This is a genomic window from Bacillus sp. KICET-3 (assembly GCF_033261025.1).
Taxonomy (GTDB): Bacteria; Bacillota; Bacilli; order Bacillales; family Bacillaceae; genus Bacillus; species Bacillus sonorensis.
On record NZ_CP137345.1, the window covers coordinates 1,981,969 to 1,997,379 of the forward strand.

The following is a 15,411-nucleotide window of genomic DNA, read 5'->3' on the forward strand; positions in this document are numbered from 1 at the left end:
GAAAAAGGTGTGTGGAATTGATGACGCAAGCGACACAGATCCAAGATATTTATCCGCTATCGTACATGCAGGAAGGGATGCTGTTTCATTCACTGCTGGATTTCAGCTCAAAAGCCTATGTCGAACAGACCTCGTTTACGATTACAGGGAATCTATGCATCGACTCATTTCAGCAGAGCTTACATCTTCTTGTTTCCCGGTATGATATTTTCAGAACGATTTTTATTAAAGAGGTGCCGGATCTTACAGGTCCGCAGCAAGTTGTGCTGTCAAAACGTGAATTGACTGTTCATAGGGAAGATCTTTCTCACCTGAGTCATCATGAACAGCTTGCCCTGATCGATGAATTTATGAAAAAGGATCGGGAAAAAGGGTTTGATTTACAAAAAGATCCGTTAATGCGGCTTGCCCTTTTTGAGAGAGGAAACAGCCATTATACATGTGTCTGGACGCATCACCATATCATCATGGATGGCTGGTGCCTGGGCATAATTCTTAAAGAGTTTTTCGGCATGTATGAGTCACTCAAAAAGGGCAAGCCTGTACAGCTCGGCAGCACGGTGCCGTACAGCCGCTATATTGAATGGCTTGGAGAACAAAATAAAGAAGAAACTGCTGCATACTGGAGCGATTATCTGAGGGAGTACGGCAATACCGCTTCTATTCCCGGGATAAAAAGCAGCTCAGCAGATGGACATTATGAAGCTGCTCACATCCGTTTTGCATTAGAACCGGAAATAGTTGAGAAATTGACAGCCGTCGCTAAAAAATGTGGAGTCACGTTAAACACGTTATTTATGACGATTTGGGGAATTCTTCTTCATCGGTACAATGCCGCGGATGACGCAGTGTTCGGCTCTGTCATTTCCGGACGACCGTCAGAGATCGACGGGATTGAGTCAATGGTGGGGCTGTTTATTAACACAGTTCCGGTCCGGATTCGATCTCATGAAGGCATGTCATTTTCTTCACTTGTCAAAGCCGTGCAAGAGGATATTTTGGCGTCTGAACAGCATGGTTATTATCCTCTTTATGACATTCAGAACCACAGTCCGTTGAAGCAAGGATTGATCGATCATATTCTTGTGTTTGAAAATTATCCTGTACAGCTTCAGCAGGCATTAAACATCGGAAGCGAAAATGAAGAAAACGCTCTGAAGCTGGATGACATTTCAATGTCAGAACAAACCAATTATGACTTTAATATTGTGATTGTTCCGGGTAAACCGTTTTATATCAAATTCAGCTATAACGCCGCCGTTTATCAACAAGAGGAGATCCGGCGGATTCAGGGGCATTTCAAACAAGCGCTCCATTGTATTTTAGCAGATCCCGAAATTGCGGTCAGCGATATCAATATTGTGCCGCCTGAAGAACGAAAGGTCATTCAATCGTTTAACGCGACAGACAGACCATATATAAACAAAACGGTATTCCAAATGTTTGAGGAACAGGCTTACAAAACACCTGAAGCGGCTGCTTTGAGGATGGGAGATGAATGCTGGACATACCGCCAATTAAATGAACGGGCCAATCAGATTGCGCACACCCTGCTGGACAAGGGAGCAGGAGCGGGCGCTATCGTGGCTGTCATGATGCGGCGGTCACTGGAAATGGCTGCTGCTCTGCTTGGGGTTTGGAAAGCAGGCTGCGCTTATATGCCCCTTGATCCAAATTATCCGATAGAACGCCTTTCTTTTCTGCTGCAAGACAGTCAAGCGTCTCTTTTGCTGACAGAACAAGAACTCATTTCCTTCCTCCCGTTGGACTATAAAGGCAGTATCGTAACGGCAGAACATACAACGAGTCGCAAAACTGTTTCTCCTGATGCGTCATTTGGTGAACTTGCCTATCTGATCTATACATCAGGAACGACAGGCCGCCCTAAAGGTGTGCTCATTAATCATCAAGGTATTGCCAATACATTGCAGTGGAGACGTAAAGAGTACAGCATGACCGAACGGGATATCGCGCTTCATCTGTTTTCTTATGTTTTCGACGGCTGTGTGACGAGTTTGTTTACTCCGCTCATATCCGGTGCGTGCGTACTGCTGACAACGGAGGACGAGGCAAAAGACGTGTTCGCTCTTAAACGGAAAATAGCCGAGCACAAGGTCAGTCATATGATCATAGTTCCTTCCCTGTACCGGGTGTTGTTGGAAGTGCTGACTGATGAGGATGCAAAAAGCCTTCGAATCGTAACATTTGCGGGAGAACCCGTGACTTCCGATCTCCTTGAGACCAGCCGAAAGATTTGTCCTTCCGCAGAGCTGGCAAATGAATACGGGCCGACGGAAAACAGTGTGGCAACAACAGTACTGCGTCATCTCAATGAAAAAGAGCGGATTACGATCGGACGTCCGATTGCGAACACAAAAGTATTTGTTTTGCACGGAAATCAGCTGCAGCCGATCGGCGCGGCGGGTGAACTGTGTATTTCCGGCGCGGGTCTCGCGTGCGGGTATTACAAACGAGCGGAGCTGACAGAAAAAGCATTCACAGACCATCCATTCCTTAATGGCGAACGTATATATCGTACCGGCGATGCTGGGCGCTTTTTGCCGGACGGAACGATTGAATACATGGGACGTTTTGATGATCAGGTGAAAATCAGAGGCTATCGCATCGAATTGAGCGAGATTGAAGCCGTTCTTCGGAAGGCACCCGGAGTGAAGGAAGCCGCGGTAATAGCCCATGATGTTTCTGCCGGGGAAAAGGAACTTGCGGCTTATATCGTTCCGAAAATGGGAGACGGCCTCCCGGATCTGCACCAGCGCCTTGCCGGAACATTGCCGTCCTATATGATTCCTGCAAACATCATCAAAATCAGCCGGATGCCGTTAACATCCAGCGGAAAGCTAGACCGTTCCGCACTTCCCGCACCTGCGGACACAACGAGTCAAACGTACATCGCGCCTCGAACCATAGCTGAAGCTGATCTTGCACGCATTTGGGAAGAAGTGCTGCATAAGCCGAAAATCGGTATCCGCGACGATTTCTTTCAATTAGGTGGACAGTCCTTAAAAGCGGCCACACTCGCATCAAGAATACATAAAACGCTGAATATCGAGCTGCCGCTCAGTGACGTTTTTTCTTATCCGACTGTGGAAAGCATGGCAGCCAAACTGATGGGCTTAAAGGAGCAGGCTTTTACACAGATTGAGCCTGCCGATGCGAGAGATTTCTATCCGCTGTCTTTCTCGCAAAAAAGATTATATGCTCTTCACCAGCTGGCAGCCGACAGCACAGGCTATAACATGCCGGCGGTACTGAAATTATCCGGAAATGTGGATCTTCCTCGGTTGAGAAAAGCTCTCACAGAACTTGTGAATCGACATGAATCATTGCGTACTGTCTTTGTGGCAGACAACGGGGAGCCGATGCAGATCATTCATCCAGAGATGACCTTCGAGCTGCAAGAGCTTGAAAATGAATCAGACCATTTACTGCAGTCTGCAATCGCGTCCTTTATCAAGCCGTTTAATCTGTCGGCCGGACCGCTTTTTAGAGCAAGTTTCATTTCTATGGGCAATGAGAACGCCTTTTTGCTGCTCGATATGCACCATATCATTGCAGACGGAGTCTCTATGGGCACCCTTGTCCAAGAATTTACTGACTTATACTGCGGAAAGGAGCTTCCCGCTTTAAACCTGCAATATAAGGACTTTGCCGTGTGGCAGCTGGAGAGGTTTTCGGGGGAACTGTACAGCAAACAGGAAGCCTACTGGCTCAATCAGCTTGGCGGCAGCCTTCCTGTATTAGATTTGCCGCTTGATAAAACGAGGCCGCGCCTGCCTGATTTCAGCGGCGGAACATTCGAAGTGAACATTGATAAAAGAACGGCAGATGAGCTGCAGCGCATCATGTTTGAAACGGGAACGACAATGTATATGATCCTTCTGGCTGTCTACTCCATTTTGCTTTCTAAACTAAGCGGGCAAGAGGATATTATTGTCGGGTCGCCTGTTGCCGGAAGACCGCACGCCGATTTGGAGCGGGTCATCGGGATGTTCGTGAATACATTAGCCATGCGAAGCCAGCCTGAGGGTGATAAAACGTTCCGCTCATATTTGCAGGAAATTCGCGAACTGGCTCTGACAGCATTTGAAAATCAAGATTATCCTTTTGAACAGCTTGTCAATCAGCTTGATATACACCGGGAGGTCAATCGCAACCCGCTGTTTGATGCGATGCTCGTGCTTCAAAACAGTGAAGATTTTCAGTTTGATGTGCCTGGTTTATCGATTTCGTCTGTAACTCCGGCACACGAAGTGTCTAAATTTGATTTGACGCTACACGCTGAGACGCATTCAGATGGCATACGCTGCCGTTTTGAATATAGCACCGCCCTTTTTGAAGAAGAGACGATTGCACGGTGGGCATCCTATTTTATCGGGCTGGTGCGAGAGATAACGGCTGATATCCATATGAAACTATCAGAAATGCAGTTGCTGCCTGCGTCAGAGCGCAATTTGCTCATTGAGAAGATGGGACAGTATGCTTGCTATCCAAAAGATGAAAGCATTGTAAGCGTATTTGAACAACAAGCAGCTGAACATTCGGAGCATATTGCAGTGGTATACGGTCAAACCCGGCTCACTTATCAAGAGTTGAATGAAAGAGCTGAGCGGACAGCGGCTATGCTGATTAAACAAGGAGTCCGCACCGGAGATATTGTCGGTGTAATGCTCGATCGGTCACCTGATATGGTAATTGGCATTTTATCGATTTTAAAAGCCGGAGGAGCATACTTGCCGATTGATCCTGAATATCCTCAGGAACGCATCAGCTTTATGCTCAATGACAGCGGAGCGAAAATTCTTCTGACAGATTACGGACAAAACAAACCAGCCGGGTACCAAGGACAAATGCTGTATATCAATGAGTCTGAAAACGAACCGATCCCTGGAGATTTTAGAGTTCGAGAAACAGCGGCAGACCAGCCGGCATATGTGATTTACACATCCGGAACAACGGGGCAGCCAAAGGGGGTTATTGTCGGGCACCGCAATGTTATCAGTCTATTAAAACATCAAGATATGCCTTTTGATTTTGGCAGTCAGGACGTCTGGACTTTATTTCATTCATATTGTTTTGATTTCTCCGTATGGGAAATGTTTGGTGCGTTATTGAACGGAAGTACACTGGTTGTGGTCTCTAAAGAAACAGCCCGTGCCCCCAATGCATTCCGGTTATTGTTAAAAAAAGAAGGCGTCACAGTACTCAATCAGACCCCGACTGCTTTTTACGGCCTGATGCATGAAGAACAAAACCATACGGACCGTTTAAATATCCGATACGTGATTTTTGGCGGCGAAGCTCTACAGCCCGGCATGCTTCAAAGCTGGAATCAGAAATATCCGGATACTGATCTGATCAATATGTACGGCATTACAGAAACGACAGTGCATGTAACATACAAGAAACTGTCCGCAGCTGATATCGCAAAAAATAGAAGCAATATCGGAAAACCGCTGGCAACTCTGCAAGCTTATGTGATGGATGCTTATATGAACCTTCAGCCGACCGGAGTTCCGGGTGAGCTGTATATAGGCGGGGAAGGCGTAGCGCGAGGCTATCTCAACAGGGACGAACTGACCTCCGCCCGCTTTGTCCCCAATCCTTATCTTCCGGGGAACAGATTATACAGAACCGGAGATCTTGCAAAGCGCCTGGCAAATGGAGAGCTGGAATACATGGGCCGCATTGATGATCAAGTAAAAGTCAGAGGACATCGTATTGAGCTCGGGGAAATCCAGGCGGCTCTTCTTCAGCTTCCAATGATCAACGAAGCGGCTGTCATTACAAGAACTGATCAGCAAGGCCAAACAGCTGTATATGCTTACATGGTGACAGATGATAGACAGGTCGCGAATGTATCAGACATCCGTGCTTCACTGAGAGCCGTTCTGCCTGATTTTATGATTCCTGCCCGTTTTATCCAGATTGGCAGCATCCCGCTGACGGTTAACGGGAAGCTCGATCAGAAAGCCCTGCCTGAACCTGATAAACTCACTCAAGCTGATGATGATATCAGTCCCAGAAATGAGATTGAAAAGGCGATGGCTGAAATCTGGGAGGAGCTGCTTGAGGCGGAGGAGCTAGGTGTCAGCGCCAATTTCTTTGAGCTCGGCGGGGATTCGATAAAAGCCCTGCAAGTTTGCGCAAGGCTGAAGCAGCGCGGGTTTGAAACAACAGTGCGTGAAATGTTTGAGCATCAGACCCTTGGCGAACTGTCCGCCCGGGTTCGGAAAGTCCTACGCGTCATCGACCAATCGCCAGTCGAAGGCGAGATGCCTTGGACACCTATACAGCGGTGGTTTTTCTCGCAATCTTTGGAAGCTCATCATTTTAATCAGTCCGTCATGCTGTACCGGGCTGAACGATTTGATGATGTTGCGCTTAGAGAGGTGCTTAAAAGCATAGTGAAGCATCATGACGCATTGCGAATCGTTTGTCGGTACGAAGATGGAAGACCGGTACAGGTGAACAGAGGAACAGATATTCCAGATGATGAGCTTTATGCTCTCGAACTGTTTGATCTAAGAGACAGCACGGCTCAAGCACGCAGAGAAATTGAGGATGCTGCCGACCGGATGCAGCAACAAATTCGTTTGGAAACCGGCCCTATGCTTCATGCTGGATTGTTCAGGGCGCAGGACGGCGACCATTTGTTTCTGACGATTCACCACTTAGTCATTGATGCAGTGTCATGGCGAATTTTATTCGAGGATTTTTCAATTGCATATGAGCAGGCAGTCTCAGGAGAACCCATAGTGCTGCCGCAAAAAACAGATTCATATTTAACCTATTCACGAAAAGTCGCTGACTATTCGGGGAGCCGCCGGCTGCATCGTGAAATCGCCTATTGGAATGAGCGCGAGAACCGGCATATCAAACCTATCCCTAAAGACCATGATGTCGCATCGAACACATTCAAAGATACACAAGTGATCGATGTCGAGCTGTCCCGTCAAGACACGGAATTGCTGTTAACCGCCGTAAACAAAGCATACAGTACGGAGACAAACGATATCCTTCTTTCGGCATTAGGCCTTGCTTTGCAGAAGTGGACAGGCAATGACGAGTTTAAAATCAGCATGGAGGGCCACGGCAGAGAGGCGTATCTTGATGACATTGATATTAGCAGAACAGTCGGCTGGTTCACCTCCATTTATCCTGTATGGCTTGATATAAGTGAGTTTGATCAGACTGATAAGGATGAGTGGCTGGGCCGCCACATCAAGCAGACAAAAGATATGCTGCACCGCATACCACATAAAGGCACAGGCTACGGAGTACTGAAATATATGAACAACTTATGGGGGTCTGAACAAAGCAACCCGGAAATCAGTTTTAATTATTTAGGTCAGTTTGATCAGGATATTCAATCAAAAGCCTTTGAGGTTTCTGACATTAAGACGGGGAATGAAATCAGCCCGGATTGGGAGCGGCCTTATGTTCTCGATATCAGCGGCGCCGTTTCATCAGGGTGTCTGAACATGCACATCATCTATAACAGGTTTCAATTTAATGAGAAAACAATCCGGGCATTTGCCAGTCATTTTAAACACGCTTTGGAAAACATCATTCAGCATTGTGCAGGCAAAGAAAAAAGAGAATGGAGTGCAGCTGATTTCACTGATGAAGATTTAACGCTTGATGAATTGAGTGAGATTATGGGAGCCGTCAACAAACTACAGGGAGAGGAGATTCGCTGATGCCCCAGCAACCCGAAATACAGGACATATACCCTCTGTCTTTTATGCAGGAGGGGATGCTTTTTCATTCGCTGTATGATGAACAGTCAAGAGCTTATTTTGAACAGGCGTCATTTACGATCAACGGACAGCTTGACTTGAACCGTTTCCAGAAAAGTATGGACGCTGTTTTTGACAGATATGAAATCTTCAGAACGACATTTATCTATAAAAATGTAGCCAAACCTCGTCAAGTCGTGCTCAAAAATCGTCCTTGCCGTGTTCATTTTGAAGATCTTTCTCAACTCGATGAGAGAGATAAAGAACATTGTACCGAAGCTTTTAAAGAGCGGGATAAATCCAGAGGCTTCGATCTTCAAACTGATGTACTGATGAGAATATCGATTTTGAAATGGGCGCCTGATCATTATGTTTGTATCTGGAGCCATCATCATATTTTAATGGACGGTTGGTGCTTAGGCATTGTCATTAAAGACTTTCTCTGCATTTATCAGGCATTGGGAGAAGGGCGTCTTCCTGATTTGCAGCCGGTTCAGCCGTATGGGACGTATATAAAATGGCTGATGCAGCAAGACCGTGAAGAAGCAGCTGAGTATTGGAAAAAAAGGCTTCAGCATTTCGAAAAAGCTTCACCTCTTCCTAAAAGAAGCAATCAAAAGTCAGCAGGGATATTAGAACAGGTTACATTTACGATTTCTGAAAAAGAGACCTCCGCATTGCAGAAAATCGCAGCAGCTTGCGGTGCAACACTGAATACTGTTTTCCAAGCTTTGTGGGGGATCTTGCTGCAAAAAATCAATCGGTGTGACGATGCTGTGTTCGGGTCAGTTGTATCAGGCAGGCCGTCTCATCTGGAAGATGTAGAAAATATGGTCGGACTTTTTATCAATACGATTCCCATTCGAGTCCAAACCGAATCCCACTCTTTCTCTGGCCTTGTCAGCAGGATGCAAAAGGACATGGCTGATGCAGAAGCGTACAGCTATTATCCATTGTATGATATTCAAGCTCTGAGCACCCTGAAACAAGAGCTGATAGATCATATTATCGTATTTGAAAATGTGCCGACCCAGCAAGAAATTGAAGGACTGAATCAGGCTCGATCGTTCGATTTCTCGGTTGAGAACTTTGCGATGACAGAAGAGACCAACTATGGATGCAGTGTCAAAGTCATTCCAGGGAGGACATTGTACGTACGGATCAATTTTGATCCCGGTTTTTATGAACCCGGTATTATGGCCGAGATAAAAGATTATGTAGAGCACATGATCTCAACTGTCATCTCTGATCCGACCCTTCCTGTATCAAAGATGACATTACTTGATGGAAGCAAGACACGGAACATGATTTCTGAATGTAACCACACAGAATCTGCTTTTCCTGCAGCCCCGACTCTGCATGGACTGTTTGAACGCCAGGCGGCTTTAACACCTGAGCGGCCGGCCATCCGCTTTGCCGGCGGCTCGCTGACTTACGCTGAGCTTGATATGTGCGCCAGCCGGCTGGCTGTGCGCCTTGCGGCGCACGGGATCACGAAGGAAAGCATCGTCGGCGTCCTCTGTGAGCGGTCGCCTGAGATGCTGACAGCCGTACTCGCCGTGCTAAAGGCGGGCGGAGCTTATTTGCCGCTTGATCCGACGTATCCGCAGGAGCGGCTGAGCTACATGCTGAAAGACAGCGGGGCAGCTTTGATGCTGACACAGCCGGGATTATCTCTACCTGATGTTTTCAGGGAGACGCTAGCGGTAGATTTGACGGCTCTTGCGAGTGAAGAAACGGAACAGCGTCTGTTTAACCGAGCGGACAGCGGTTCTCTCGCCTATGTTATCTATACATCTGGCTCGACCGGACGGCCAAAAGGCGTGGCCGTTGAACACCGCCAGGCCGTTTCCTTTCTGACCGGCATGCAGCGGCAGTTTCCGCTTCAGGAAGACGACATTATCATGGTGAAAACGTCCTTCTCCTTTGATGCGTCTGTCTGGCAGCTGTTTTGGTGGACCCTTTCAGGCGCTTCGGCTTATCTGCTTCCGCCCGGCTGGGAGAAAGACCCGGCATTGATCGTAAAAGCCATTCAGCAGGAAGGGATTACGACGGCTCATTTTATTCCGGCCATGCTGAACAGCTTTTTAGACCATGCGGAAATAGACGCTCTGGGAGGGGGGACAAGCCTGAAGCGTGTCTTCGCCGGAGGTGAACCGCTAGCGCCCCAAACGGCAGCCCGTTTTGCTTCTCTGTTGCCGGGTGTAACACTGATTCACGGCTACGGGCCGACAGAAGCAACGGTCGATGCGGCATTTTACGTTTTGGATTCAGAGCGGGACAGGGATCGCTTGCGGATTCCGATCGGGAAGCCCGTGCCCGGCGCGCGTCTGTATGTCTTGGATCCGAATTTGGCCGTACAGCCTGCCGGCGTCGCGGGAGAGCTCTACATCGCCGGAGGCGGCCTCGCCAGAGGCTATTTGAATCGCCCGGAATTAACGGAGGAGCGTTTTCTCGCTGATCCGTTCTACCCGGGTGAACGCATGTACAAAACCGGGGATTTGGCGCGCTGGCTTCCTGACGGACATATTGAATTTCTCGGCCGCACGGATGATCAGGTGAAAATCCGCGGCTACCGGATTGAACCGGGAGAGATTGAAGCGGCCCTCCGAAGCATAGAAGGCGTCAGGGAAGCGGCCGTAACCGTACGGGCTGACGGCGGTGAGGCGGAATTATGCGCGTATGCGGAAGGGCTCGGAAGAAACGAAGTACGGGCGCGGCTTGAGAGACTTCTGCCGGGCTACATGATCCCCGCTCATATCATTGAGATGGAAAAATGGCCGGTTACGCCGAGCGGAAAGCTTGACCGAAACGCCCTGCCCGCTCCTGACGGAGCGGCAGATCAGGAAACCTACACAGCGCCAAAAAATCTGACGGAAATGAAGCTTGCCCAGCTGTGGGAGGACGTGCTGAAAAGCGGCCCTGTCGGGATTCACGACAACTTTTTTGACCGGGGCGGCCATTCCTTAAAAGCGACGGCGCTTGTTTCCCGGATCGCCAAGGAATTCAGCGTACAGGTGGCGCTAAAGGATGTGTTTGCCCATCCGACAGTCCAAGGTCTCGCTACTGTTATCCGTGAAGGAACGGACAGTCCGTACGAAGCGATGAAGCCGGCTGAAAAACGCGAAACCTACCCGGTGTCTTCAGCCCAAAAGCGGATGTATGTCCTTCAGCAGCTGGAGGACGGAGGCACAGGCTACAATATGCCGGCCGTGTTGGAGCTGGAAGGGAAGCTTGATCTTGAAAGGCTGGATACAGTATTCAAACAGCTGATCAAGCGCCATGAGTCGCTTCGGACATCCTTTGAACAGGACGCAGGCGGCGAGCCGTTACAGCGCATCCATGACGAAGTGTCATTTACATTACAGACAGCAGCCCTCGGCGAACAAACCGAACAAGAAGCCGCATCCGCGTTTATTCAGCCGTTTGATCTCAGCCAAGCCCCTCTGTTCCGTGCCCAAATCGTAAAGGTATCAGATGAGCGGCACCTGTTGCTGGTTGATATGCATCACATTATTTCAGACGGTGTTTCCGTCAACATTCTGATTCGGGAATTCGGCGAGCTTTACAACAACCGGACCCTTCCGGCGCTTCACATTCAATACAAAGACTACGCCGTATGGCAGGAGAAGTTTAAAAAAGGAGACACGTACAAGAAGCAGGAAGCGTACTGGCTGAAGCAGCTCGAAGGCGAGCTGCCTGTGCTGGATCTGCCGGCTGATCATACCCGCCCGCCGGTGCGAAGCTTCGCGGGTGATCAGGTTGCATTTACGCTTGATGAAAAGCTCAAGGCCGGCCTTCACCAGCTCGCACGTGAGCACGGAAGCACCCTGTACATGGTGCTCCTTGCGGCTTACACAGCGTTGTTGTCGCGTTTGAGCGGACGGGAAGACATCATCGTCGGGTCGCCAATTGCCGGCCGTCCGCACAAGGATCTTGAGCCGATACTCGGCATGTTTGTGAACACGCTGGCGCTTCGGACGCGCCCGGAGGGCGGGAAACCATTCGCGGAATATTTGCAGGAAGTGCGTGAAACCGCATTGGAAGCCTATGAGCACCAGGATTATCCGTTCGAAGAGCTGGTCGATCAGCTCGGCGTGCCGCGGGATACGAGCCGAAATCCGCTCTTTGACGTGATGTTCGTGCTTCAGAATATGGATCAAGAATCCGTGCAGCTGGAGAACTTGCGTCTTCGTCCTGCAACAAACAACGGACATCAGGTGTCAAAGTTTGATTTAACCCTGTATGCACACGAAGACTCCCATGGATTGACGACATTTCAAATGGAATTTAATACTGACTTGTATAAGAAAAAGACGATAGAAAAGTGGCTTCAATACTTCATCAATATGTTACGCAACATCACACAAGACAGCGAAGCCGCACTTGGAACAATACATTTAATGGACGAGGAAGAGACCCATTTCCTTATCCATGAACTCAACAGAACCAAAAGAGAGTATCCAAGAGATGAAACGATCAGCCGTCTGTTTGAATTGCAGGCTGAGCAAACACCTGACGCCATAGCTGTGGTCAGTGATAAACAAGTATTAACTTATGCGGAGCTGAACAGCCGAGCAAACAGAATTGCTGCGGTGCTTCGCGAAAAAGGTGTCGGACCTGAGCGTGTTGTAGCTTTGTTGACAACACGAACGCCGGAACTTGCCGCCGGAATGCTTGGTATTCTGAAAGCTGGAGGAGCCTATCTGCCTATCGCTGATGATCTGCCCGCTGAACGAATATCGTTTATGCTTTCAGACAGCGGCGCCCAAATACTCCTTCGATCAGAAAAAACAGAAAACCGCCCGTTAGAAATAGAGATGGAATGTGAGCAAATCGTTATCGAAAACATACAAGGACAAGGGGAAACAAAGAATCTTGAACCTCTAGGCGGGCCCAATTCACTCGCTTATATCATCTATACATCGGGATCAACCGGCAAACCGAAGGGGGTAATGATTGAACAGCGAAGTGTCATCCGCCTTGTGAAAAACAGCAACTATATTGAATTTACATCTGAAGACCGGCTTCTGCTGACATCGTCTATCGGCTTTGATGTTGTGACATTTGAAATATTTGGACCGCTGTTAAATGGTGCTGCTTTGCATCTGTCTGATAAAGAAACTTTTTTAGATGACCATCAGCTTGAGAGGTACATAGAACATCAAGCAATCACAACAATGTGGCTCACTTCTTCTCTATTCAACCATTTGACAGAACAAAACGAGAAATTATTTTACCGGCTGAAACATCTGATTATCGGCGGGGAGGCTCTGTCAGCTAGCCACGTCAATCGAGTTAGACATGCCTGCCCGGAATTGGCCATCTGGAACGGTTATGGCCCGACTGAAAATACGACTTTTTCAACATGCTTTCCCATTGACAAGACATATGAACATTCCATTCCGATCGGACGGCCGGTTGGTAATTCGACCGCTTATATCTTAAATAAATGGGGCATGCTGCAGCCAATCGGAGCTGTCGGTGAGCTGTGTGTCAGCGGGGATGGCGTGGCAAGAGGCTACCTTGGGCGTCCTGATTTAACGGAAGAGAAGTTTGTGCCTAATCCTTTTGCGCCTGGTGAACGAATGTACCGCACAGGCGATCTGGCGCGCTGGCTGCCGGACGGTACGATTGAATATGCAGGGCGCATCGATGATCAGGTCAAAATCAGAGGCTATCGGGTGGAGCTTGGGGAGATCGAATCAGCGCTTCGTCATATAGACGGGGTCAAAGAAGCGGCTGTGTTGGTGCGCACAGGGCATTCGGGAAACAAAGAGCTATTCGGCTATATGACCTTAAAACCGGGCATGAATGCTGAACAAGTACGTTCCCATCTCTCTCGTATGCTGCCAGGCTATATGGTGCCGCCATATATGATAGAAATGGACGCTCTCCCGCTCACATTAAACGGAAAATTGAACCGAAAAGCACTGCCTGAGCCTGATTTCACATCGACACAATCGTACGTCCCGCCGCGCAATGATCTTGAAGAACAGCTGGCCATCATATGGCAGGATGTTCTCGGCGCTGATAGGATCGGAATAGAGGATTCGTTTTTTGAATTAGGCGGAGATTCAATCAAAGCCCTTCAAGTATCCGCACGCCTCGGCCGCTGTGGGTGGAGCTTGCAAGCGAGCGATTTATTCCGCCATCCCAAAATTAAAGATTTATCACCATTCATCCGCAAGACAGAAAGAAGGATTATGCAAGGTCCCGTTCAGGGAGATGTTCCATGGACGCCTGTTCAGCGCTGGTTTCTGTCACAAGATATAAAAGAAAGACACCACTTTAACCAGTCTGTCATGCTTTTTCATTCTGGTCGTCTGTCTGAAAATGCACTTCGAGCATCCCTGCAAAAGCTGGCGGAGCATCATGATGCGCTCCGTATGGTTTATCAGAACGACGGCGGACAATGGATACAAATCAACCAAGGCATCCATGAATCTCAATTGTATAGCTTAAGAATTTTCAATCTATCAGAAGCGGAAGGCGAATGGGAAACCAAAATAAAAAAAGAAGTTGCCGATCTTCAGCAAAGTATTAATCTGCAACAAGGGCCGTTATTACATGCCGCATGGTTTAAAACGATATCGGGAGATTACTTATTCCTCACGATCCACCACCTTGTAGTCGATGGTGTGTCATGGCGGATTTTGCTGGAGGATTTATCAACCGGATATCATCAGGCAGCGGAAGGACAGGCCATACAGCTTCCGCCTAAAACGGATTCCTATCAGGAATACGCAAGACGAATTCAAAATTATGCCCAAAGCAGCAAGCTGATCCGTGAACAGGCGTATTGGCGGATTGTTGAAGAGCAATTAGCGGCGGAATTGCCATATGACATACCGGATCACGAGAATTCGCACAGTCGGGAAAGAGAATCTGTGAGCTTTTCACTTACTGAAGAAGACACCGCAATTTTGCTGCAAAACGTCAACCACGCCTACGGGACAGACACACAAGATATTCTGTTAACGGCGGCTACCTTGGCGATTCGTGACTGGACAGGAGGAAAAAAACTCCGTATTGCCATGGAAGGGCATGGGAGAGAAGATATTCTGCCTGAGTTAGATATCAGCAGGACGGTCGGATGGTTTACATCCATGTACCCTGTACTCATAGACTTGGAAAATCAAGCGGGTGATCTCGGAACCGCTGTTAAAACCGTTAAAGACACACTGGGCCGGATACCGAACAAAGGAGTGGGATACGGCATGCTGAAATACATCACACAACCTGAACATAAAAGCATCACATTTTCAAAAACACCTGACATCAGTTTTAACTACTTGGGGCAGTTCAATGACATAGAAAAACAAGGGCGTTTCCGGCCATCCGGTCTTGGAAGCGGAAAGGATATTACTCATACATGGAAACGTGAGCAGGTTATAGAAATAAGTGCAATGGCAGCAGAAAACAAGCTTCACTTTCAACTTAGCTATCCGCCAGCCCGCTTTCACAGAAAGACAATGGAACAGCTCATCAGCATCATCGAACACGATTTGCAGGAGATTATGAAACACTGCGCTGATAAACAGGTGGCAGAAAAGACGCTAAGCGATTTCAGCAGTCAATCATTAACGGCAGAGGATTTGGACAGTATATCCAACTTGGTGGAAGAATTGTAGAAAATCGTGACAGGGAG

The 15,411-nt window shown here is 48.2% G+C and carries 2 protein-coding genes; both read left to right on the top strand.

The genetic code is table 11. The features are described 5' to 3' along the window. Positions 1 to 20: 20 nt before the first annotated feature. The gene (locus tag R5H20_RS09975; RefSeq protein ID WP_006640604.1) at positions 21 to 7,721 is read left to right on the top strand and encodes a non-ribosomal peptide synthetase; all 7,701 of its coding nucleotides are present in this window, start codon (positions 21 to 23) and stop codon (positions 7,719 to 7,721) included. Next, on the top strand, positions 7,721 to 15,394 hold the full coding sequence (locus tag R5H20_RS09980; RefSeq protein ID WP_088272946.1) for a non-ribosomal peptide synthetase: 7,674 nt from the start codon (positions 7,721 to 7,723) through the stop codon (positions 15,392 to 15,394). Before R5H20_RS09975 ends, R5H20_RS09980 begins: the two co-directional genes overlap by 1 nt. The last annotated feature ends 17 nt before the right edge of the window (positions 15,395 to 15,411 follow it).

What these genes read in the sequence shown, in the direction of transcription:
- R5H20_RS09980 (WP_088272946.1), top strand. Translation starts at nt 7,721, where the DNA reads ATGCCCCAGCAACCCGAAATACAGGACATATACCCTCTGTCTTTTATG.
- R5H20_RS09975 (WP_006640604.1), top strand. Translation starts at nt 21, where the DNA reads ATGACGCAAGCGACACAGATCCAAGATATTTATCCGCTATCGTACATG.